At 26.1% G+C, this 21,766-nt stretch carries 24 protein-coding genes, 3 tRNA genes and 1 other RNA gene; 15 read left to right on the top strand and 13 right to left on the bottom strand.

Features of this window, described 5'->3' with window-relative positions:
* Positions 1 to 33: 33 nt before the first annotated feature.
* From MarbSA_RS05280 to MarbSA_RS05255, 6 genes are all read right to left on the bottom strand, one after another.
* Entirely contained in the window at positions 34 to 525 is a 492-nt protein-coding gene (locus tag MarbSA_RS05280; RefSeq protein WP_054834654.1) for a hypothetical protein, read from the bottom strand.
* A 51-nt stretch (positions 526 to 576) separates the two neighbouring features.
* On the bottom strand, positions 577 to 942 hold the full coding sequence (locus MarbSA_RS05275; protein ID WP_054834653.1) for a hypothetical protein: 366 nt from the start codon (positions 940 to 942) through the stop codon (positions 577 to 579).
* A 44-nt stretch (positions 943 to 986) separates the two neighbouring features.
* Positions 987 to 1,310, bottom strand: a complete 324-nt coding sequence (locus tag MarbSA_RS05270) for a hypothetical protein (protein WP_156314553.1) — start codon at positions 1,308 to 1,310, stop codon at positions 987 to 989.
* 18 nt (positions 1,311 to 1,328) lie between these two features.
* On the bottom strand, positions 1,329 to 1,796 hold the full coding sequence (locus MarbSA_RS05265) for a hypothetical protein (protein WP_054834651.1): 468 nt from the start codon (positions 1,794 to 1,796) through the stop codon (positions 1,329 to 1,331).
* 14 nt (positions 1,797 to 1,810) lie between these two features.
* Positions 1,811 to 2,122, bottom strand: coding sequence for a hypothetical protein (locus tag MarbSA_RS05260; RefSeq protein ID WP_221062014.1), 312 nt, complete (start codon positions 2,120 to 2,122; stop codon positions 1,811 to 1,813).
* Between the two features lie 67 nt (positions 2,123 to 2,189).
* The gene (locus MarbSA_RS05255; RefSeq protein ID WP_221062013.1) at positions 2,190 to 2,519 is read right to left on the bottom strand and encodes an EF-hand domain-containing protein; all 330 of its coding nucleotides are present in this window, start codon (positions 2,517 to 2,519) and stop codon (positions 2,190 to 2,192) included.
* A gap of 157 nt (positions 2,520 to 2,676) precedes the next feature.
* On the opposite strand from MarbSA_RS05255, the gene MarbSA_RS05250 reads away from it, so the two are divergent.
* From MarbSA_RS05250 to MarbSA_RS05220, 7 genes are all read left to right on the top strand, one after another.
* Positions 2,677 to 2,952 (top strand): winged helix-turn-helix domain-containing protein, encoded by a 276-nt coding sequence (locus MarbSA_RS05250; protein ID WP_054834648.1) that lies wholly within the window; start codon positions 2,677 to 2,679, stop codon positions 2,950 to 2,952.
* A 535-nt stretch (positions 2,953 to 3,487) separates the two neighbouring features.
* Positions 3,488 to 4,735, top strand: coding sequence for an N-6 DNA methylase (locus tag MarbSA_RS05245; RefSeq protein ID WP_221062012.1), 1,248 nt, complete (start codon positions 3,488 to 3,490; stop codon positions 4,733 to 4,735).
* Positions 4,704 to 6,596 (top strand): Eco57I restriction-modification methylase domain-containing protein, encoded by a 1,893-nt coding sequence (locus tag MarbSA_RS05240; protein ID WP_221062011.1) that lies wholly within the window; start codon positions 4,704 to 4,706, stop codon positions 6,594 to 6,596. The genes MarbSA_RS05245 and MarbSA_RS05240 overlap by 32 nt, the downstream gene beginning before the upstream one ends.
* A 281-nt stretch (positions 6,597 to 6,877) precedes the next feature.
* Positions 6,878 to 7,015 carry a hypothetical protein gene (locus MarbSA_RS05235; RefSeq protein WP_156314552.1) on the top strand — a complete coding sequence of 46 codons (138 nt, stop codon included), beginning with the start codon at positions 6,878 to 6,880 and terminating at the stop codon, positions 7,013 to 7,015.
* A gap of 345 nt (positions 7,016 to 7,360) precedes the next feature.
* Positions 7,361 to 7,654 (top strand): hypothetical protein, encoded by a 294-nt coding sequence (locus MarbSA_RS05230; RefSeq protein WP_054834644.1) that lies wholly within the window; start codon positions 7,361 to 7,363, stop codon positions 7,652 to 7,654.
* 64 nt (positions 7,655 to 7,718) lie between these two features.
* Entirely contained in the window at positions 7,719 to 8,009 is a 291-nt protein-coding gene (locus tag MarbSA_RS05225) for a hypothetical protein (RefSeq protein WP_221062010.1), read from the top strand.
* 268 nt (positions 8,010 to 8,277) lie between these two features.
* Entirely contained in the window at positions 8,278 to 8,748 is a 471-nt protein-coding gene (locus tag MarbSA_RS05220; RefSeq protein ID WP_054834643.1) for a hypothetical protein, read from the top strand.
* Positions 8,749 to 9,098: 350 nt separating this feature from the next.
* Here MarbSA_RS05220 and MarbSA_RS05215 read toward each other — a convergent pair.
* From MarbSA_RS05215 to MarbSA_RS05195, 5 genes are all read right to left on the bottom strand, one after another.
* Positions 9,099 to 9,172 (bottom strand) — tRNA-Arg (locus tag MarbSA_RS05215).
* Between the two features lie 99 nt (positions 9,173 to 9,271).
* Positions 9,272 to 9,346 (bottom strand) — tRNA-Arg (locus MarbSA_RS05210).
* Between the two features lie 364 nt (positions 9,347 to 9,710).
* Positions 9,711 to 10,424, bottom strand: coding sequence for a proteasome assembly chaperone family protein (locus MarbSA_RS05205; protein WP_221062009.1), 714 nt, complete (start codon positions 10,422 to 10,424; stop codon positions 9,711 to 9,713).
* A gap of 28 nt (positions 10,425 to 10,452) precedes the next feature.
* Positions 10,453 to 10,650, bottom strand: coding sequence for a hypothetical protein (locus MarbSA_RS05200; protein WP_054834642.1), 198 nt, complete (start codon positions 10,648 to 10,650; stop codon positions 10,453 to 10,455).
* A gap of 35 nt (positions 10,651 to 10,685) precedes the next feature.
* Positions 10,686 to 11,156, bottom strand: coding sequence for an endoglucanase (locus MarbSA_RS05195; protein ID WP_221062008.1), 471 nt, complete (start codon positions 11,154 to 11,156; stop codon positions 10,686 to 10,688).
* Positions 11,157 to 11,996: 840 nt separating this feature from the next.
* Here MarbSA_RS05195 and frhA point away from each other — a divergent pair.
* From frhA to frhB, 4 genes are all read left to right on the top strand, one after another.
* A complete protein-coding gene (gene frhA / locus MarbSA_RS05190; RefSeq protein ID WP_054835494.1) occupies positions 11,997 to 13,214 on the top strand; it encodes a coenzyme F420 hydrogenase subunit alpha in 1,218 nt (405 codons plus the stop codon).
* 81 nt (positions 13,215 to 13,295) lie between these two features.
* A complete protein-coding gene (gene frhD, locus MarbSA_RS05185) occupies positions 13,296 to 13,766 on the top strand; it encodes a coenzyme F420-reducing hydrogenase, FrhD protein (protein WP_042702369.1) in 471 nt (156 codons plus the stop codon).
* Positions 13,767 to 13,769: 3 nt separating this feature from the next.
* Positions 13,770 to 14,621: a coenzyme F420 hydrogenase subunit gamma gene (gene frhG / locus MarbSA_RS05180; protein ID WP_042702366.1), complete on the top strand. Its 852-nt coding sequence runs from the start codon at positions 13,770 to 13,772 to the stop codon at positions 14,619 to 14,621.
* 12 nt (positions 14,622 to 14,633) lie between these two features.
* On the top strand, positions 14,634 to 15,479 hold the full coding sequence (gene frhB / locus MarbSA_RS05175; protein ID WP_042702364.1) for a coenzyme F420 hydrogenase subunit beta: 846 nt from the start codon (positions 14,634 to 14,636) through the stop codon (positions 15,477 to 15,479).
* A 599-nt stretch (positions 15,480 to 16,078) separates the two neighbouring features.
* Here frhB and map read toward each other — a convergent pair.
* Positions 16,079 to 16,999, bottom strand: coding sequence for a type II methionyl aminopeptidase (map, locus tag MarbSA_RS05170; protein ID WP_054835897.1), 921 nt, complete (start codon positions 16,997 to 16,999; stop codon positions 16,079 to 16,081).
* A 330-nt stretch (positions 17,000 to 17,329) separates the two neighbouring features.
* Between map and MarbSA_RS05165 the strand changes: the two genes are divergently transcribed.
* The 4 genes from MarbSA_RS05165 to rnpB all read left to right on the top strand — a co-directional run bounded on the left by MarbSA_RS05165 (position 17,330) and on the right by rnpB (position 19,032).
* Positions 17,330 to 17,761 carry a hypothetical protein gene (locus MarbSA_RS05165; protein ID WP_054835462.1) on the top strand — a complete coding sequence of 144 codons (432 nt, stop codon included), beginning with the start codon at positions 17,330 to 17,332 and terminating at the stop codon, positions 17,759 to 17,761.
* A 12-nt stretch (positions 17,762 to 17,773) separates the two neighbouring features.
* The gene (locus MarbSA_RS05160) at positions 17,774 to 18,265 is read left to right on the top strand and encodes a hypothetical protein (RefSeq protein WP_042702358.1); all 492 of its coding nucleotides are present in this window, start codon (positions 17,774 to 17,776) and stop codon (positions 18,263 to 18,265) included.
* Between the two features lie 248 nt (positions 18,266 to 18,513).
* Positions 18,514 to 18,588, top strand: a tRNA-Met gene (locus MarbSA_RS05155).
* A 155-nt stretch (positions 18,589 to 18,743) separates the two neighbouring features.
* Positions 18,744 to 19,032: RNase P RNA component (rnpB, locus tag MarbSA_RS05150), an RNA gene on the top strand.
* A gap of 474 nt (positions 19,033 to 19,506) precedes the next feature.
* On the opposite strand, the gene MarbSA_RS05145 is transcribed toward rnpB, so the two are convergent.
* On the bottom strand, positions 19,507 to 21,345 hold the full coding sequence (locus MarbSA_RS05145; protein WP_221062007.1) for a NosD domain-containing protein: 1,839 nt from the start codon (positions 21,343 to 21,345) through the stop codon (positions 19,507 to 19,509).
* Positions 21,346 to 21,766: the final 421 nt, after the last annotated feature.

The raw sequence follows: 21,766 nt of genomic DNA, 5'->3' as shown, positions 1-21,766 counted from the left end.
TTTGAGTATTGGACTTCCTAGATTAAATATTAATTAGTCCCAATAACCAGTTCCAGGTAAATTTAAATCTTCATAAGTAAGTGTTTCATCATCTTCTGTACCATTTTTTCCATCTTCACCCGGTAAAGTAACTGAAGGTTCTCCGTATTTTAATGGATCACTTAAATATGCTCTTTTTTCTATAATGTCTTTGTGAACACTATAAGAAACAATGCCGGTTGATTTTTCAACAATTAAAAATTCGCCCGTTTTAGTATTGTAGAATTCATAATAGTCAAGTCTTTCAACACTACCATCAGGATAAACACCTTTATTATTTAGCCATTTTTCTACACTATTAAGATTCATATTTTCTATATCAGTAATTTCATTTATCATTTCACCACTAAGAAAAATTTCTCTAGCTATATCATTGACTTCCCATTCTGATTGCATTGAATTATTATAACTAACAACACCTATAACTGCAATAATAATAGTTATAATAATTAAAATTAGGATAATCTTTTTCTTTTTATTTTCCATAATTTTCAACCTATCTAATTATTACATTCTTTCATTAATTCATAAGTTTTTTTATAGTTGTTTTTTATTTTTAGTTGTAATTCGATGTATTTTTTTTTCTGCAGGTGATTGAGCATAATTTTTAGCTTCTTCAAGTTTACTTATTTCATTATCGGTAGATTTTATTATTTCATCTATATTTTTTATAATATCTGTTATGATTCTTGATCCTTCTTTTTGTGTTGTGAACATTGTTTCACTATCTGCTGAAACTTCATTAGAAGTATCTACTCTCTCATTTGCATATGAATTAGCTTCTTTTAAATTATTTTCAAAATTAGTATTCATATACCATTCATAAGTAATGTAACTTCCAACACTAACAACAGCAATAATTGCTACTATAATAACAATTATGATTTTCTTTTTCTTTTCCATAAATTTTCAACCTCCTCTAATTATTATATTCATTTTTTCATGTTCTAAGATAGTGTGTAAACGGCTACTTGGCTTGATCCGAATTTCCCTATATACATTAGTTTGTTTTCGTTATCAATAATTGCCCAATTATCATATGTGGGGTCTAATATTTCGATTTTGGTAATATCTTGAACATTTCCTTGAATTTCATTAGTAATTACAGATATATTAGTTGTGTTGAAATCTATTTTGTAACCTTGGTTATACTTTTCTTTCATTAACTCATTTCGTTCAACACTTTGATTATAAGAACTTAAAGCAATAACAGCAATAACAGCTATTATAATAATAAATACTCCTAAAATTATTTTCTTTTTCTTTTCCATAAGTTTCAACTTACCTTTTTAATAGTATTCGTATACTTCTATATTCCACCATTGTAACTCATAGGTTGAAATTACAATTTCAAAGTTACCTGAATCTGAAACTTCTATAGTTTTTGTTTTTGTAGCTACTGCACTTTTACTATTCCATGACATTTGCGACATCTCAACTGTCCTACTACCCTGATTAAGTATAGTCGTTAGAGAATTATCAGCATAGTTTTTAATAGGCATAGCAGTTGAAACAACTTTTATTTTACTTCCTTTAGTGTTGATTTGTATGCTATCATCACCAATACCGTTATATGTTCCTATTTTGTGCCATGTGGGATTAGAACTAATATTTCTAATAGTATTATCATTGTTGCTTATTTCATTAACATTATTATTAGTATTTTGTGGGTGGAAGAATATATTTCCTATTAATATGCCTCCTATTAGTCCTAATATTAGTAAAATAACTATTAGTGGTATGTATATTTTTTTCATATTGGATCTTACCTTTAATAATTGTATAAATAGCTATCGGGGTATTTAACTAATATTCCATTCCCTTTTTCTAAATCCCACTGAACCATGTATTTACCGTCTTTGGTTTCACTATACATAGCTTTCTCATCAATTTGTGTTACATAAGTGTCTAAGGTTAAATTTGAATTATATGCTTCAAAACTAATATAGTCTCCAATGTGATATGTGTTTCCACCAATTTCAGCAGTAGGACCATTATTCATAGCACTAATTAAAACTCCAACACCAATAACAGCAACAACAGCTATTACAATCCCTAAAATAATTTTTTTATTTTTCTTCATAAATTTGTACCTCTTTTTTCTTAATTTTTTTTGTTATTTTGAAAATATTTTGTTAAAAAGCTTTTTTTTATGTAGTATTGGACATATAATTGAATAGTTCATTTTTATTTAATGCATCATCATTGTTTGAATCGTATGATAAGAATTCATCTGCTATACTTTCGGGGTCACTACTAGAATTGAAATAGGTTATTAATTCGGAACGATCTATTAAATTATCATTATTAATATCGCTCTGTGCTAAAAATAATAGAGTTTTAGCTTCAGGATCATTATTCAATGCCTCCATTTCAGCCTCATTGTTTAATTCAGTGATATAATTAATAATAACTATACTAATAACTACTACAACAACAGCTATTACAATTCCTAAAATAATTTTTTTATTTTTCTCCATAAAATTTTACTTCATATAAATTTTTTATAAACTTTTTTGTAGATTTTTTAATCTATATTAATATAATATAAAATGGAATATAAATGTTGTGTAAAAAAGATTAAAAAATATTATTTCACATTTAAAACTTTATTATAAAATATTTTAATACATATATATGGATATTAAAAAAGAGTTTTATAAAGAAATAAGTTTTCTTAAAGCTGGAAAATATAGAATTTTAGTTATTTCAGATATAAATAATAAGTTTAAAACTCCAACAGATATTTCCAAATCTCTTAAAATTCCAATGCGAGAAACAAGTAGAGCATTAAAAGAACTTAGAGAGCATGAAATGGTTGAAGTTTTAGATGATGATGTTAAAAAGGGTAGATTATATAAATTAACCTCTAAAGGATTTGAAGCTCTCGAAATATTAAAAAATAACATATAATCAAGGAAGATTATATAAAATTAAAGAACTTGGAAAAGAAGTATTAAAACATATTTAATTAAAAAAAATATTATTGAAAATCTTAATACAAATTACTAAATTTTTATATAATTCTCTTAAGTTATCTATATTTAAAATAGTAAAACTATAAGAACTTTATATGCTATTAAGATTTTTGAAGCAATGGTTTATTAAACTGATAGTAGTTCTTATTCTATCTTTTATTTTCTCATATTAAATCAATATTATAGTTCTTTTTTGATTCATTGTTTTTCATTATTTAATTTTTTTTAAAAAAATTTTTTATTTTCAATTGTATATGATTATAAATACTTTGAGGTAGGAATTTTTGTTTTAACATTAAGTTTTCTTCTTTATATTATTATTAGATTTTGTTTTTTCTTCTTAATTTTATAATTTTTTTTAAATTATTATTTAGTTTTGTATATTTTCTATTAATATAACTTAGAAAAATATTTAATAAGAAAGTATCAAAACATAATATTAAGAAAATAATATTTTAAATGATTGGTGTGTGTTAGTTATTAAAGAAGCTCCAAATAACATGAAAAAACTAGTTGAAAAATTTAAAGAAAACATTGAATCTTACAAAAGTAGCTCCTATAATGAAACAACAGTAAGGCAAGAATTTATAGATCCATTATTCATAGCATTAGGATGGGATGTTAATAATGAACAAGACACTGCACCACAATATAGAGATGTTATTCTTGAAGATAGTATAAAAGTAGGAGGTAAAACAAAAGCTCCTGATTATAGTTTCACTTTACATGGAAGAAGAATGTTCTTTGTAGAAGCAAAAAAGCCATCAGTAAACATTGCTAAAGACAAAAACCCTGCACACCAATTAAGAAGATACGCATGGAGTGCAAAACTATCATTATCAGTATTAACAGACTTTGAAGAACTAGCAATATATGAATCAAAAACAAGACCTTCAAACAAAGATAATGTTTCAACAGGAAGAGTAGCATTATACAAATACACCGACTACATAGAAAAATGGGATGAAATATACAACATACTATCAAAAGAAGCAGTCCTTAAAGGAAGCTTCGATAAATATGCTAAAAGCACAGGTAAAAAAGGAACAAGCGAAGTTGATGATGAATTCCTAAAAGAAATAGAAAACTGGAGACTAATATTAGCAAAAAACATAGCCCTTAGAAATAAAGAATTATCAGTTGAAGATTTAAATTACGCAGTTCAACAAACAATAGACAGGATAATATTCCTACGAATGGCCGAAGATAGGGGAGTAGAACCTTACCAAAAATTGTTAAAAATACTTGAAAAACCAAATATTTACGCTGAATTTGGAAAATTATGCATAAAAGCAGATGCCAAATACAATTCAGGTTTATTCCACTTTAAAGAAGAGAAAAACATAAGTCAACCTGCTGACACATTCACACTAAAATTAAAAATTGATAATAGTGTGTTTAAAGAAATAATAAAAAACTTATACTACCCATTATCACCATACGAATTCAGTGTTTTATCTCCAGAGATACTTGGAAATGTTTATGAGCAATTTTTAGGGAAAATAATAAGATTAACTCCTTCACATCAAGCTAAAATTGAAGAAAAACCAGAAGTGAAAAAAGCAGGAGGAGTATATTACACTCCACAATACATAGTGGATTATATAGTAGAAAACACAGTTGGGAAAATATGTAAAGGTAAAACACCAAAAAAAGTATCTAAAATAAGAATACTGGATCCTGCATGTGGAAGTGGATCATTCTTACTTGGAGCATAATTATCTTTTAAAATGGCATATTGATTATTATTCAAAGTTAACCAAACACCCTAAAAACACAATATATCAAGGAAAAGGAGGAGAATATTTCCTAACAATACAAAAGAAAAAAGAAATATTATTAAACAATATTTATGGTGTTGATATTGATACACAAGCAGTTGAAGTAACTAAGCTCAGTTTACTGTTGAAAGTATTGGAGAATGAGAATAAAGATGCTCTCGAGCAACAAAAGAAATTAATACAAGAAAGGGTGTTGCCATATCTTGGAGATAATATAAGATGTGGAAATAGTCTTATAGGAACGGATATATTAGAAAATAATGATTTAACACAAGAAGAGATAAAAAAAATAAATCCTTTTGATTGGGAAGAAGAATTTCATACTATAATGACTAATGGAGGATTTGATGCAATAATAGGAAACCCACCATATGTTGGGCAAAAAAATAATAATGAAATTTTCGCTCCTATTTTCTCTACTAAATGGGGAAATGATTTTGCTAGAAATATGGTGAAAGTTGATTTATTTTATTTCTTTTTCCATAAGTCTATAGATATTGCTAAAAAGAATGGATTAATATCTTTTATTACAACTAATTATTTTTTAACAGCAGATGGTGCTTTTAACTTAAGAAAAGATTTCAAAGAAAGAACTACTATTCTAAAATTGTTAGATTTTAACGAATTAAAAATTTTTGAAAATGCAAAAGGACAACACAATATTATAACCATACTCAAGAAAAAATATAAAGGAAAAGATTTTGCTGAAAATCTAATTACAAAAAATAAGGGGGATGCTTCGGAATTTTTAATCAAATCAATTTTTAATCACAAAGATGAAAATACTGAATATTTTAAAATAAATCAGAATGATTTGTTTGAAGGAGAAAATAATTATTTAAGAATTGTGGGTTCTGGTAACTCTCCTTCCGGAAATAAAAAAACTGATTCTATTTTAAAAATCTTAAATAAAATAAGTGACCAAGGGGTTATTATAACTAAAAAGTGTGATGTTAAAACTGGACTTAGAACAGGTATAGATAAAGTTAGTAAAAGTCATATAAACAAAATTAAAGATGGAACATATAAAATAAAAAATAATTATGTCATAAATGAAGATGTTTTTATAGTTTCTAATGAATTTTTCGAAAATACTCCTAAAAATGAAAGAAATTTATTAAAACCATTATTTAAAAATTCAGATATTAAAAGATATTCTAATAAAAAAATTGCAAATAAATATGTGATATATAGTAATAAAAATACTCTAATAGATAACTATCCTTTTATTAAAAAACATCTTCTAAAATTTAAACCTTTAATTAAATCAATTAGGGGAAAAAATGGAGAAAAATGGTATAGTATAGTAAGATCTCGTGAAAATAGGATTTTCAATTCTCGCAAAATTGTTATACCTCAAAGAAGTAAATTAAATGATTTTTCATATAATGAATGTGATTTTTATGCTTCATCCGATGTTTATTTCATAATCGACAAAAAAGAGAAAACTAATATTGACTTAAAATATGTATTAGCATTGATTAATTCTAAATTGTATTATAATTGGTTTAATCAAAAAGGAAAAAAGAAAGGTGATGCTCTTGAGTTATATCAAAAACCTCTTTCTCAAATTCCTATAAAAGATATAAATAAAGATAAACAACAACCTTTCATTGATTTAGTGGATAAAATGATTCAATTAAATCAGGATTTATCTAATGCTAATAATCCGCATGATAAAAAACTATTAGAAAAACAAATAGAAATCACAGACGATAAAATAAACAGACTAATTTATGAATTATATAAGTTAAGTCCTAAAGATATTGAAATAATCGAAAATTCATTAAAAGAATAATAATCCTCTATAAAACATATTTAAAGATAATTTTTAAGGAGGATCTAAAAAAATGGATAAAGGATAATATTATTATTAATATTATTTACAGCAGTAATAGGATTTACATTAAGTAATGTATCAGCAGTATTGAGTAAAACTATATAAAAAATCAATTAAATTTAGAGATAATAGTTATGATGGAGTAATTGACACTGTTAAAATTGGACCTAAAAACAAGATATAGAATATATTATGGTCATTGTGAGAAAAAACACAACCATAAAAAAGATTATGGATAGGTGGGAAAACAAACAGACATAGCAACTAATTTAGGTTATTATTCTCCTTCTAAATATCATTTATATAAAGCAAAGATTACTTTGTTAAAAATCATTATAGTAGTAAATGGTTTAAAGCAGGTAAGTGGGAAACAATAGATTATAATGCTAAAAATGGTTATATAAAATATAAAGCAACAACATACTATTATAAAAAATAACCATATACTTTTCTTATTTTCTTTTTAAATTCTTAATTTAAATATTAATTTTTCTAATAGATTATTCATTTATTCTGTATTGTTGGATGATTAATATAGAAAATTATAATAATAAAAAATACAGATAATTGTATAGAATGATTATCGTATGATAGAATTAACAAGAGATTTTTCAAATTAACAGATTAAAGGAAAGAGTTTTTAAAATATATTGAATATGCATTATACTCATAGAGGAATTATTATATATAAATAACTTAATATTATTTACAGTGGGTTTAAAATGGATGCTTTATTTTTTAAATTAATATTATTAATTATTTTTATTTTAATTATAGTAGTTAATAATGATTTAAGAAAACAGTTTATAGAACAAATGAAAACAAATATGATAATAAAATACTTGGTATTCCCTATATTATTATATGTTATATTTGTAATTGCATTATTAAGTATTAATGTAAAAATAGAACCTCCACAATTAGTAACGGTTGGTTTGTTTGTTGTAATGATTTTGGGAGTTATTCTTGGTTGTATTGAAGATAGAAAAAAGAAAAAACAGGAGAAAAATGAATAGTTTATTAAATATAGTTATATTATAAGATGGATGGTTAAAGATGAATTATTTTGAGTATATAAATATGGATCCTGTATTGGCTATTGTGGTTGCTATGGTTTTACTTATTGCGTGTTTTTTAGGGCCGATTTTATTAAATAAATATTTTTTACCTAAACGTCTTAATGATGATGGGGAATTAGAAGGATTTCTTGATACTGATACAAAAGAAGGAATTATATATCTTATAAGTTTGGCAGCACTAATAATTTTTATTAGTATGATTTTAAGCTTACTCTTTTGGGGTCTCATGGTTTTTGCCATTGTTCCAATTGTAGGGCTTATATATTTTACCTATAGATATTTTAAACTATAATATCTTTCTTATATATTTTCAAGTAGCTACTTTTTAATAGTTTTACTTTAATAAACTTATTTCAATGTTTGCATCATTTCAAATCAATAGTTACTTAAACTTAGTAATTTACTTAATAAGTTTTGTAAGAATAAATAGGATATTTGAAAATTAGTATTTTATTAAGTGTTTAATCTATTATTATTTTTATTTTTTTTAGTAATATTTATATATTATTTTGTTGTATATTTAATATTATCTTATGTTTTTTTAGGAGGTGTATTTTTTTATGGGTAATAAGAATTTTGCTATAATATTGGTTGTGATAATTGCTTTTTTGGTTGTTGTTTCTGCAATAGGGGTTTTTTATTTTTTAAGCCCTGCTAGTTCTGATTCTATGAAGAATGAGACTTTTGATAATGTTATTATTAGTGTTCCATCTAATGTAAATTTTGCAAAAAATGATTTAAATATTTATGAAGATATGATTAAAGGAATTTCAATTTATACTTATACAACTGGCACTGATAAAAGTTTTATTGAAGAATTAATTAGATCTGAACCTATTTTAAATAATTTAACTGAGATTAATATAACTAATCTTTCATCTAATGCTAAAGCTTTTAAATGGGGTCAAGATGAGAATATGACAACAATCATTGTTATTAATGATGAAAAAGATAAGGCGGTTTTTATAGTTTCTGTTTATGATAGGGATTTAGCTGTTCAAATGGCAAATAGTGTTGTATTTCCTAATTAATTAGGAAACTTTTTTTTATTTTTTGTATATTAAAATTATAAATTTTATAAGTAGTAATAATTTTTAATTATTTTAATAAATTATTTTAGATTTTTCAAAAAATTAACAAACGAACTTGGAAATGATTTAAACTCTCAATCTTAAAATTAATTTTATTTACTATTAAAATGTCTACTTTTTAATATTCTTCTTTTTAATAACTTATTCTTATATTTCCATCATTTTAAACTAATAGATTCTTGAAATATAGTAGTTTAATTAATAGTTTCTATAAGAATAGTTGGGGTATTCTAAAAATTAGTATTTTATTTAGTGTTTAATCTATATCTCTTTATGTTAAATTTAGCATACGGACTTGGAGGGATTTGAACCCTCGATCGCAAGATTAGGAGTCATGCGCCTTTCCAAACTAGGCCACAAGCCCTTAAAATAGATTTTTATGAAAAATAGTATTTTTTGAAAAAAAATGAACTTTTTTAAAGTTTTAATAATTTTATTTTTTTTTAAAATGAAAAGATAGGTACGGGCCGGGAGGGATTTGAACCCTCGATCTACGGATTAGAAGTCCGTCGCCTTATCCAGACTGGGCCACCGGTCCATATGAATATGTATATGTTTTATTTTTTTATTCACTGAAGTTTTTTTCTTCTTTTTAACCTTATTTATTTTATTTATTGAATAAATAGGTTTTAATTAATGTTTTTTTTCTGTTGTATCATATTATTGTTAGATATACTTATGATTTACAGAATAATAAATTATTGTACTTTTTACTATATAAACATAACTCTTATATAAATATATTTCTTTTTAATATTTATTTTTAGAGCTAATTTTTTTCTGTAGAAATAGTTGAAAAATATATTTTGAACTTTTTAATATTTAAACTTAACATTAAAATTAACATTAATATATATTATAAAAATTATAAAAAAATAGTTGTAAATAGCAAAAATAGCTATTTACATATAAATAGGTGGTTGAGGATCTTTTGTAACTTCTTCAGCTAGTTTTTGAAGTCTTGATTCAATATCTTGAGCTTCTTTTATAAGTGGCTCATAATCGATATCCATATCAAGTAGTTTATTAAGTCCTTGAACTGCTTCAGCAGCAGCTCGTGGATCAGGATATTGTGTTAGAGTTTCTGCAAGGATACATGTAGCAGGGATATTTTTTTGTGCAGATTGGGTCAATAAAGTTCCTGAAATTCCATTTATATTTCCCATTTGCATTATTGGAAGATCTTTTTCTTTTAGTTTATCTAGTGCTTCTGTTGAGTTAGCAACCGCACCTGCGGGATTCATTTTTTCTCTAACAAGTGCACTATTAAATGTTAATAATTCTTTGCTGTTATTTTTATCCATCCAGTCAACTATCACATTTGTCATATCAAAAACAACTTCTTGTGGAACTATAAAATCTGATAAAAATAGTACTAATCCTTCTCCTTCATATATTCTAAAAGGATGTAATGCTATACCTTTGTATAATACTGCCAATGGAGGAAAATGTTTTGATTCAATATAACCAATTTCTCTCATTTTTAGGTTATCTACTAATAACCAACCTATTATGTTCCCAATAAGCCCTGCGTTTGGGGAACCTTCAAGTACAATTGCATCTTCTATATCTTCTGAAACTATTTTACAACAATCAGTTTTAGTTTCCACTATCATTTGATTCAACCCTATTCTTAAATTTTAATTAGCAACCAGCTCCACCAAGATTTTCGCCAGTTTCACTATTTATATGGATTTCTCCAACGATGACTTCATTTATAAGTATAGGAACAATATAAACTAAATTATTGTCCATTTCTTTTAATCTTGGTGTTCCAGCTATTGCTTCTTTTTCTTCAATATATTTTGAAGCAATTAATTGTGCTTCTTCTTCATTTATCATATATTTCCGCCTCTCATGATTATGAATATTTTTAGTTATACTCTATTTGTGTGTCCGTTTGGTTCTACGCCAATACCGTCTACTACATTACCATTTTTATCATAGACTTTAACAACCCACATTTGTATAGAACTATCCCATTGTGCATCTCCTGCATATGCTCCTGGCTCTTGAATTACACCTTGAGCTATTTGTTTAGCTTGGGATGCAGTCATACCTCCCTGGGACGAATCGCCACCACTTCCAGAATTTCCATTTGTAGATCCTCCACTATTTGATGATGATCCACTTGAGCCACCACTGTTACTAGCTCCATTATTGTTATTATTATTTGTTCCATTTACATCTCCAACTCCAGAAGAACCAGCATCACTAGAACTACTATCTGGAGTATAACCTGGAAGACTAAATATGCTATTATCTGGATTGGTTACACTATAAGCTGTTACTCCAGCAGCTATACATAAAACTATTATAACTGAAATAATTATGTTTGAACTTTTCATTTAATTACCTCTTAGGTTTGGTATTATTATGCTTTTTACAAGTTATTTAATAAGATCTTCTTTTTTTGTTTATTTTTTATTTTTTTTATTCTTATTTAATATAACTTAACATAATTATACATGATATTATATATTCTAATTACTTAATATATCTTTCTGTTGTTCTATTTTATTACTTAAATAATTATTTTTTCTTTTTTAATAGTGTTTTATTTCTTTTTTATCATTGTTTTATTGTTTAAAGTTTATTCTATGGAGTTTTAACTTTATTTTAGATAATTTTTAGATAATTATTATTTAGTAGATAACTTATTATTTGATATAAACTTGGATATTTTAATTATAAATAATATTTTTAATTATATAGTTTAAATTATAATATTATTAAGTATTGCTAGTTTAAATTATAATATATAAGATTATATAATTTAAAATTATAAAATTCTTAATTGTATCTAGTTTAAATTTTGATAATTTTATATTATACTATTGATTTATAATCTTTTGATTTGAATTTTATATTTATATTTTAATTTATAGTTTTTAATTGATTATTAATTAATTTTTAATAAATTTTTTGTTTTGCCTAAATTTCATTCATTTGCTTGTTTTTTAGTTATTTTTTCTTATTTTTTCTTTTAAGTAACTATTTGATTTTTATTCTTTGATTAATACTTAGCTTAAAATTTTTATTAAAAAACTGTTTTTTAACCAAGCCTAAACTTCACTTTATAATATATAAATGTTTCCTTTTTTTTCAAATGGAAACTTTATTAATAAAGAGTTATGTAAAATATATTTGTTAGTTTCTAATTTTTTATAAATAAAGAGGTGACACATTTGAGCGAAAAAATAGTTATATCTCCTACATCTCGTCAGGAAGGGCATGCTGAGCTTGTCATGGAAGTCGATGATGAAGGGATAGTTACCAAAGGAAGATACTTTAGTATCACTCCTGTTAGAGGCTTAGAGAAACTCGTAGCTGGTAAAGCACCTGAGACTGCACCAGTTATGTGTCAGAGGATTTGTGGTGTCTGCCCAATACCTCATACTTTAGCTTCCGTAGAGGCAATGGATGACTCATTAAATATTGAAGTCCCAAAGGCCGGTCAATTGTTGAGAGAATTAACCTTAGCTGCACATACAGTCAACAGTCATGCTATACATCACTTTTTAATAGCTACCGACGTTGTGCCAGAAAACTTATTTGCTGATGCTGTTAACAGTGTTTCTACAATAAGAAAAAATGCACAATATGTTGTAGATATGGTTGCTGGTGAAGGTATCCACCCATCTGATATTAGAATTGGTGGTATGGCTAGTAATATTACTGAATTAGCTAGGAAAAAATTATATTCAAGATTAAAAGCACTAGTACCTGTCGTTGATGCTCATGTAGAGTTAATCACTGGTTTAGTTGCTGATAAAGAATTCCCTGCAGGATTAGGTGTACATAATCAACCTGTTTTTGCAAGTGATAAGATCTATGGTAAAAGAGAATACTTTGACTTAGATAGATTTACTGAGATAATGCCTGAAAGTTGGTATGATGACCCTGAAATAGCTAAAAGAGCTTGTTCAACCATTCCTTTATATGATGGTGTTAACGTAGAAACTGGTCCAAGAGCAAGAGCTGTTAAGTTTGGAGGCTTTAATGAAAGAGGAGTTGTAGCTCAGCATGTTGCTAGAGCTGTTGAAATGAAATCCCATCTTTCTAGAGCAATTGCCATCTTAGATGAATTAGATACTTCAGCAAATACTTTAGCTGACTTTGATCCTAGAGGAACAAATAAGCTTGGTATTGGAGCAATTGAAGGACCAAGAGGTTTAGATGTTCACATGGCACAAGTTGCCGATGGTAAAACTCAATTCTATAGTGCATTAGTACCTACTACTTGGAATATTCCAACTATGGGTCCTGCTACTGAAGGATTCCATCATGAATGGGGACCTCATGTTATACGAGCTTATGACCCTTGTTTATCCTGTGCTACTCATGTAATGGTAGTTGATGATGAAGACAAGAGTGTCGTTAAAAACGAAATGGTAAAAATCTAATTAATATATGATTTTAGTAAAGTTAATTATTTAATTTTACAATACAATCGTTATTATTAATGGATTATTGAAGGGAAAAACATGCCATATGATGCAGAAATATTAGTTGTTGGATGCGGAAACATACTCTTTAAGGATGATGGTTTCGGTCCAGAAGTTATTAATGCTTTAGAAGACTATTTTAAAGATAAAGAAATGCCAAATGACACCATGTTTATTGATGCAGGAACTGGTGCAACACACTTTATATTTACTTTGCCACATGAAAGTTGGAAAAAGTTAATAGTAATTGATGTTGTGGAGTTTGATGCAGAACCAGGAACTCTAAAAATTTTTAGTCCCTATGATATGCCAAGAGGAGCATATGAAAATGTTCATTCTTGGCCAGTTGAAGAACCTCTTCATGACTTAGCTAAAGACATTGAAGTAGTTATTGTAGGGTGTAAACCTAAGGAAATTTCTGCACCAAATGTGGAAATGGGCTTATCAGAGCCTGTTAAAAATGCAATCCCTGAAGCCATTGAGATGATTTTAAAAGAAATAGGGGTTTAGCAAATGCTTGCAAGAATTAAAAGATTTTTAGGACTTGGAGGTAAGCCAGAAAAACAAGCTAAGCCAATTAAGCCAAAAGATGATGAATCTTCACAACAGGAGGTTGAAAAAGTGGCTGATAAACCAAGAATAGGATATATTCATTTGAGTGGGTGTTCTGGTGATGGTATGGCATTAACAGAAAATTATGACATACTCGCCGACCTACTTACTGATATGGTAGATATTGTATATGGACAAACCTTAGTAGATGTGTGGTATGAAGATGGTAATAACCAAAATAATCCACAAATGATTGATGACATGCCAGAAATGGACTTAGCATTAGTAGAAGGGTCTGTCTGTTTACAAGATGAACATAGTATGCATGAACTTAAAAAATTAAGAGAAAAATCTAAATTAGTATGTGCTTTTGGGTCTTGTGCTATGAATGGATGTTTCACACGATTCTCTCGTGGTGGACAACAAGCACAGCCAAAACATGAAGCATTTTTACCAATTGGAGATATAGTACAAGTTGATTGTGCAATTCCAGGTTGTCCTGTTTCTCCAGAGATTGTAGCTAAAACTGTAGTTGCGCTTATTAATGGAGACATGGATTATTTACAACCTATGTTAGATATTGCAGGTTGTACATATAACTGTGGTTGTGACTTACAAAAAAATATTGTTAATAAGTCCCTTTGTACTGGATGTGGAACTTGTGCAATGGCTTGTCAAACAAGAGCTATTGATATGAGAGAAGGTAGACCAGAAGTCAATATAGACAGATGTATTAAATGTGGTATATGTTACACTCACTGTCCAAGAAGCTGGTTCCCTGCAGAACAGATCAATAAGGATTTAGGACTATAGGAGGGTTTAAAAATGGTATTAGGTACTTATAAAGAAGCTGTATCTGCAAGAGCTACTGATAAACAAATCCAAAAAGTCTCACAAGATGGTGGAATAGTAACTGCATTATTATCTTATGCATTAGATGAAGGTATTATTGAAGGAGCTGTAGTAGCAGGACCTAGTGAAGAGTTATGGAAACCAGAACCATTAGTTGCTATGACTTCTGATGAAATTCTTTCTGCAGCAGGAACAAAATACACTTTTTCCCCTAATGTATGGGCATTGAAAAAAGCTGTTAGACAATATGGGCTTGAAAAAGTCGGTACTGTTGCAATTCCGTGTCAATTACAAGGTATTAGAAAAACACAATCTTATCCATTTGGAACAAGATTCTTAGCTGATAAATTATCTTTAATTGTTGGTATTTTCTGTATGGAAAATTTCCCATTTGCTTCACTTGAAACTTTCATCAGTGAAAAGATGAAATCTTCACCTGAAGTAACTGAAAAAATGGATATTGGAAAAGGTAAATTCTGGATTAATGCTTTAGGCGAAGATATTGGTCTTCCATTAAAAGAAACTCATGGATATGAACAAGCAGGATGTAATATATGTCCTGATTACACTGCTGAGTTAGCAGATGTATCTACAGGTTCTGTTGGTTCTCCAGATGGTTGGTCTACTGTTCTTAAAAGAACTGAAGCTGGTATATCCATTTTCGATCAGGCTGTTGAAGCTGGTATTATCGAAATTAAATCCATGGATGATGTAAAACCAGGTTTACCATTACTTGAAAAACTATCAAAAGGTAAAAAAGACAATGCTAAGAAAGAAAGTGATAGTAGAAGAGAATTGGGACTCCCTGTTCCATTCTAATTCTATTTTCATTTTTTATTTTTATTTTTAAATTTTTCAATATATAATCCTTTTAATAATATAATAAATTATACTATTTTTAAATATCATAACAGTTTAATACATCATAATACTGTTACATATAATGCTATTTGTATATCATAATATTTTTGCATATTATACTATTTTTAAATATCATTAATACTTTTATATATTATAATATTATTACATATCATAATATTTTTGAGATAATTGTTATTAACAAAATTATTATTAAAATTATTATATTAAAATTATTATTAATTAATAATACAATAAAAATAATATAATAATTATAATAATCTTACTATTAAAAACAGTCTTATTATCTAAAATAAAAGCTTTATTGATCTAAATATTATTATTTAAATAATTTTAATAATTATAAAAATTTTTTATTTTTATAAAATTAAGAAATTTTTGATTTCTTAATAACTAAAAATTTTTAATTATTAGATCAAAAATGTTATTTTTAACTTTATACATCTTAAAAATAATAATACCTATCTTAAAAATATAAAAATTATATTAAAAATAAAAAAGATATTAGCTGAATTTTTATGTAAATTTACATAGATTGATTATTTGGTTGTTATAGTACAACTGTCTCCTTCAACAATAACAGTATGTTCACTTTGAGAAACCCAACAATTAGTTTTTTCTTTTAATGCAGGATAGGGATATATTGCCATTGCTTGTGAAAGTTGCCTCATAGAACTATTTAATCGATTTGGATTGAATTTTTCTGTTAGCCATCTGATAGAAAAGGGTAGTGTATTGTAGTTTGTTTTTATTTCACTTAGAACTTTTGTAGTATGTGCCATCCTGAAAGGTTTATCCTTTAAATATCTAAATATGTATGTATTTGGAGTATCAGTTACCCAGCCAACTCCATCTGTTGCAAATGGTTCTATAGCTATTACATCTCCTTCTTTTAATTTTGTGATGCTTTTATCATCAACACTAGGGATTGATAAACCAGAGTGTAAATTCCATTGTTCTAAACTATGTCCTGTTAAATTAGATACTGGATTAAATCCATAACTATTTATAGCTTCTTGAACAGCTTTGCCTATTTTACCAATTTCAACACCTGGTTTCACTGTATTAATGGCTGCTTCAAGCCCAGCATCTGAACTTTCAATCATTTCTTTATTTTTATTTATAATATCATCATCATACTTTTCTTCTAAATCTTTCCCAGGAACCATTACTGTTATTGCAGAATCAGCTATATAACCATCAATATGCGCTCCTAAATCTAATTTTACTAAATCTCCAGTAGATATTTTTGTTTTATCATTAAATGGAGAGGTATAATGAGCTGTCATTTCATTTACAGAAACATTACAGGGGAATGCTATTCCTGCTCCTGCTTTTTCAATTTCATTTTCTACAAATTCTACTAAGTCTAATATTGGTAAATCATCTTTTATAATTTTAATTGCATCTTTTCTGACTTGTGAAACGATTTTCCCAGCTTTTTCATATGATTCTATCATGTTTTCATCTTATTTTTTTATATACTAATAAATTTATTGATTTTGATGTTCTATTACTATTTAAACTAATTTTTAATAAAACTAAATTGTAACAATATTAAATATATTACAATATGAATTATAATATATTAAATATAAAATATATTTATAATTTTACTAAATGTAGTAATTATATTTTGCTAATCTGAAGTATATTTAGTTTTTTATTTTAAAATTCTTACAAAATTTTTATATACTTTTATTAACAAATATTAATCATAATAGTCTTTCATATAGATATATAATATATATTAAAATTTTTAAATTAAAATTTTAAAATGAGGTAAAATTATGGCAAATGTGGTATTATCTGGTGTAAATACAATATCAGTTAACCAGATATTCATTGTTGTTATCGCCATCATTGCTTTAATAGCTATTATAATAATAGTTATGCAGTGGAGACGAGTTAGAGAATCTCAAAATAATGTTCGAATAATGGAAACCGAGATTGAGCTTAAAAAAATAAGCATGGTCGAGAAAGATTTGGAATCAAAGCGTTTAATGGAGAATCCAATTCAGTTACCTAAAGAACAACAAGAGAATCTTTCTACTATTCGTAAATCTACATCTGATATAATGGGTGATGTTGGATATTTACACAGTGAAATTAATGAAAGGTTAGCTAGATTAGAAGCTCAAACAGAGCAAAAAAAGCTTGAAAAGATGCTTAAAGAAATTGAAATTAAGGAAAAACAACTCCTTAAAAAAGGTAAACTCTAATGGGGTGTTATTATGGATGCTTTAGAAGCTTTAGCTGTTTTAATACTTGCAGGAGCAATAATAGTTTTATTATATTATTATTTACAAAATAATACAGAAGCTATGAGTAAAGTTAGAGAATATATCCCTTCCAATGTTCAACAAAATAATGAGGAAGAACAAATTCCAACTGGAGGTTTAAATATGACTCAAAATGCAAATTCGGATTCAAATACTTCTATGGGAGAAAAATTAAAAGTTAAATTTAAAGACATTGATATGCCTAATTTTAGTACTGATTCATTTTCAAAGAAAATCGATTCATTTTTAGATGAAAAAAGTGATGAATTAATTAAAGATTGGTCTTTAGCTACTAAAGAAGATACTGAGGCTCTTGAAAAAAGATACGAATCAGTTTCTAGAAATGTTGATGAATTAACTAAGAGATTTAATGAATATAGGGAATATACTAATGAAAGATTAGATTCTATCAATGAAAGGTTAAGCAAACTTGAAGAAGAGTAAATAATAAAAATAATAAAATAATTTTTATCCTATTTTTTTATATCTTTTTGTTTCTATTTTTTTTATTTATTTTTATAAAAAGCTTTATATACTATAAAAACATATAGTTTGATGATGACTATTTTTAAGTAGATCTCAAACTTTATTAAAAGTATTTTTTTAAAATTCAAATTTATTATTTTAGATTTTTGTTCTAAAAATAATTTGTTTTTTGTAAACTATTTGTTTAAATATATTTTCATTCATTTAGCAGGGTGGGGTAGTCTGGTGATCCCGCGGGGCTCATAACCCCGAGAGCCCTAGTTCAAATCTAGGCCCTGCTATTCTAAATTTTTATTTTTTACTATTTAATAAATATTATGTTTTTAGGAATTTCACAAATTTTTCAAGAATTTGCAGATTTCATAATATTTTTAGGTTAAATATAATAATTTTAATTAAACTTATTAATAATAAAATATATAATTTTTTAGTGATAGCAAGCTAAAGACAGTTACTGGTTATTAGTTAACTAAGGAAACTCCATCCATCACACAGAACTATAATGTTGAAAGACATATGCTGAGAGGTATGACTCTGGAGCAGAAACGACACGTCTTTTAATGAATGACTATGATAGTTTAATCTTGATTGACATTAAAAGGATCGGTGAAACGGCCATTCTATAGGGTGCAAGGACAAGTTTGCTTTTGATCCTCTGTGGTAGGCAAGGTAGTCCGCGTAGATGAATACTGTATAAAACAGAAGGTGGGTTACTCTTAGCATGCTATCACCTTCATTTTTTCTTACTTTCTTACTTTTTTAATTATTTTTAGACAAATTAAGCTTATTTAAAAGATATTCGTATATCTATAATATTCTTGGAAGTCATTTTTGGGAATTCCATATTTCTTTTATTTTTTTCTACATAAATAATTATAATAAACCTTCATAATTATATTAAGTTAGGCAGTTATTATGTAAATTTTCATAGACTTTTTTAATATAATAAATGTATCCATAGATTTCATAGTTAATACTTTAGTATATACACATCTTTTAATATATCATATCTAATCTAATAGATGATTTATAAGCTTTTTTTATATATATTAAAAAAATAAAAAAAGAAAGAATATTAAAAATAATTTAAAAAAAGATAGCAAATAGCTATATTAGCTATTTACTTGATTTTAAAAGTTCTAAAAGTTCTAAAAATTTTGGAATATTTTGAATAGAATTTTATTAATTATTCTATAACTTCACCTTTTAACTATTCTCATTGTATTTTTGGTGAATATATTCTTTGAAATAGTATTTTTAATCCCTTTAATATATATTCCGTACTTATGGTATGAAATTTTATTTTTTAAGATCTTATTTTTACTTCCTAGAATACAAATTCCAATTTTTGAATTTTTATATACAGTATTTATATATACAGTAACACTTTTAGCAGTTTTAGGGAGTATAAGTCCATATTTACAATTTTTCAAGGTATTATATTTTATTGTTGATGTGACACTAGAGTATATTCCTTTAATATTAGATTTTACTGTGTTTTCTCTTATTAAAGTATCTTTACCTATATTATAAATACCATATTTTGCATTTGAATAAATCTTGTTGCTATTTATATTAACTGACTTTGCTTTATTATAAATACCGTTTTGATAGTTCTGTATTGAAAATCCACGTATACTTGTTCCAATAGCATTGGTATTAACTTTTATAGCGATTCCTTTGTTATTAATACCTTTTAAATTAACAGTACCATTAGTTCTTAAATCTAAAGTTTTAGATATTGATAATGTTAATCCTTTATAAGTTCCTTTTGCAAAAAGTATAATGTCTTTAGATGCAGCTTTGTTGATTATGGACTGTATTGTACTTTTACTCATCTTATTATTAACTTTCCATATAACTTTGGCATTTGCTACATTAACTCCCCTATTGTTTTCAGAAGATATATGATTATTATCCCCTTCAAACACAGTTTTTACAATTAATTTACCATATGAATATGAAATATAACTAAATTTAGCTATTCCATTAACATTGGTAATGCTATTACCAATATATACATTGTTCACATAAAATTTAACAACTTTATCAGAAATTGGATTACCCTCTTCATCTTTTAAAGTAGCGATGAGATTAAACAATAGTCCTCTTTTACCATTAACAGAATTTATATTAATACTAGTGTTTTTAACTACTAAAATTTCTGAAGTATATATAGAAATTAAATTTCCTTTAGTATAATTTGAATAATATTCACCAGACAGAAGATATTTGCCTAAAGTAGTTATGCTTAAATCATATTTTGCTAAGCCTTCAGTTACTATTGCATTAAATCTTTCATCACCTAATAAAAATGTGAAATTACCTCCAGAAATATTATTTCCTTTATCATCAGTAACTAAAACATATAAACTTATATCTCCTTTTATAATTTTAATAGTCTCATTTTTTAGTAATGTTAATTTTACAGTATCAATTGATCCATTATTGTATATATAATGCCCCTCAGTAGAAGCAAAACAATTATTCATAGTGTTATTTTTAAGTTTTAACATTCCATTGTTCCAGATTGCTCCTCCTCTTTCTGCTGCAGTATTATTTTCAAAGTTACAATTTGTTATTGTTAAAGTACCATAATTAACTATTGCCCCTCCATTTATGTTTGTACAATTTAAAATTGTTAAATTGTGTAAATAAACAATAGAGTTTGAACTTATGTTAAATAGATATGAAATTGAACTTCCATCAATGTACGTTTTGTCAACTCCCTTACCTATAATAGAGATACTTCCCTCTTGATTTTTATGAAACTTACTGATTTCAATTTTCGTGTTATTATCACCTTTATAGATTCCTTCATCTAAATAAATAATGTTTTTATCGGAATCTGTTGATTGATTGATAGCCTTACCTATTGAATTGTAGGGATTATCACTTGATCCATTCCCTGATGAATCATCTCCACTAAGAGAAACATAAATATTATTTTCAGCTGCTGAAACTTCTGATGCTATAACAACACCTGAAAATAAACTTATTATAAGTAAAAAAATTATTATTACCTTATTAATTTTCAATAATTGCGCCCCCTTATTTAATATTTTTAAAATTAGCTAATCAATAATTAAAAAGAAAAATTAAAAAGAAAAAATAGTATTAAGATTATTTTGTATATTTAAAAAATTTCATTTCACTGATAAATTAAAAGCATGATTGATTAACTAGTAATACTATATACTAGACAACATATATAATTAACTATACTATTATTTAATTATACTATTTTTATATTTTATTTATAGTTATATATATTTTATTCACAAATATAGGGAATATTCATATTGATATAAATATTACTCCTATTCTATAAATTAATATATAATTTTTATATATTTATATTAATTATTATTTAATTTTTATATAATCATTATTTAATTTATATTTAATTTATATCTATTTCTCATTTGTTCCTTATTATTCATTATTTATTATTTATTC

Source organism: Methanobrevibacter arboriphilus (assembly GCF_019669925.1).
Classification (GTDB): domain Archaea; phylum Methanobacteriota; class Methanobacteria; order Methanobacteriales; family Methanobacteriaceae; genus Methanobinarius; species Methanobinarius arboriphilus_A.
Note: the sequence above shows the minus strand (reverse complement) of the source record. Positions and strands in the feature narration are given on the sequence as shown.

Excerpts from the sequence above, each read along its gene's own strand:
- MarbSA_RS05250 (WP_054834648.1), top strand. The coding sequence starts at position 2,677 with ATGGATATTAAAAAAGAGTTTTATAAAGAAATAAGTTTTCTTAAAGCT.
- MarbSA_RS05255 (WP_221062013.1), bottom strand. The coding sequence starts at position 2,519 with ATGGAGAAAAATAAAAAAATTATTTTAGGAATTGTAATAGCTGTTGTT.
- MarbSA_RS05220 (WP_054834643.1), top strand. The coding sequence starts at position 8,278 with ATGGGTAATAAGAATTTTGCTATAATATTGGTTGTGATAATTGCTTTT.
- MarbSA_RS05200 (WP_054834642.1), bottom strand. The coding sequence starts at position 10,650 with ATGATAAATGAAGAAGAAGCACAATTAATTGCTTCAAAATATATTGAA.
- frhD (WP_042702369.1), top strand. The coding sequence starts at position 13,296 with ATGCCATATGATGCAGAAATATTAGTTGTTGGATGCGGAAACATACTC.
- MarbSA_RS05260 (WP_221062014.1), bottom strand. The coding sequence starts at position 2,122 with ATGAAGAAAAATAAAAAAATTATTTTAGGGATTGTAATAGCTGTTGTT.
- MarbSA_RS05270 (WP_156314553.1), bottom strand. The coding sequence starts at position 1,310 with ATGGAAAAGAAAAAGAAAATAATTTTAGGAGTATTTATTATTATAATA.
- MarbSA_RS05205 (WP_221062009.1), bottom strand. The coding sequence starts at position 10,424 with ATGATAGTGGAAACTAAAACTGATTGTTGTAAAATAGTTTCAGAAGAT.
- MarbSA_RS05195 (WP_221062008.1), bottom strand. The coding sequence starts at position 11,156 with ATGAAAAGTTCAAACATAATTATTTCAGTTATAATAGTTTTATGTATA.
- frhB (WP_042702364.1), top strand. The coding sequence starts at position 14,634 with ATGGTATTAGGTACTTATAAAGAAGCTGTATCTGCAAGAGCTACTGAT.
- MarbSA_RS05160 (WP_042702358.1), top strand. The coding sequence starts at position 17,774 with ATGGATGCTTTAGAAGCTTTAGCTGTTTTAATACTTGCAGGAGCAATA.
- MarbSA_RS05165 (WP_054835462.1), top strand. The coding sequence starts at position 17,330 with ATGGCAAATGTGGTATTATCTGGTGTAAATACAATATCAGTTAACCAG.
- MarbSA_RS05230 (WP_054834644.1), top strand. The coding sequence starts at position 7,361 with ATGGATGCTTTATTTTTTAAATTAATATTATTAATTATTTTTATTTTA.
- MarbSA_RS05225 (WP_221062010.1), top strand. The coding sequence starts at position 7,719 with ATGGATCCTGTATTGGCTATTGTGGTTGCTATGGTTTTACTTATTGCG.
- MarbSA_RS05280 (WP_054834654.1), bottom strand. The coding sequence starts at position 525 with ATGGAAAATAAAAAGAAAAAGATTATCCTAATTTTAATTATTATAACT.
- MarbSA_RS05275 (WP_054834653.1), bottom strand. The coding sequence starts at position 942 with ATGGAAAAGAAAAAGAAAATCATAATTGTTATTATAGTAGCAATTATT.
- map (WP_054835897.1), bottom strand. The coding sequence starts at position 16,999 with ATGATAGAATCATATGAAAAAGCTGGGAAAATCGTTTCACAAGTCAGA.
- MarbSA_RS05265 (WP_054834651.1), bottom strand. The coding sequence starts at position 1,796 with ATGAAAAAAATATACATACCACTAATAGTTATTTTACTAATATTAGGA.
- frhG (WP_042702366.1), top strand. The coding sequence starts at position 13,770 with ATGCTTGCAAGAATTAAAAGATTTTTAGGACTTGGAGGTAAGCCAGAA.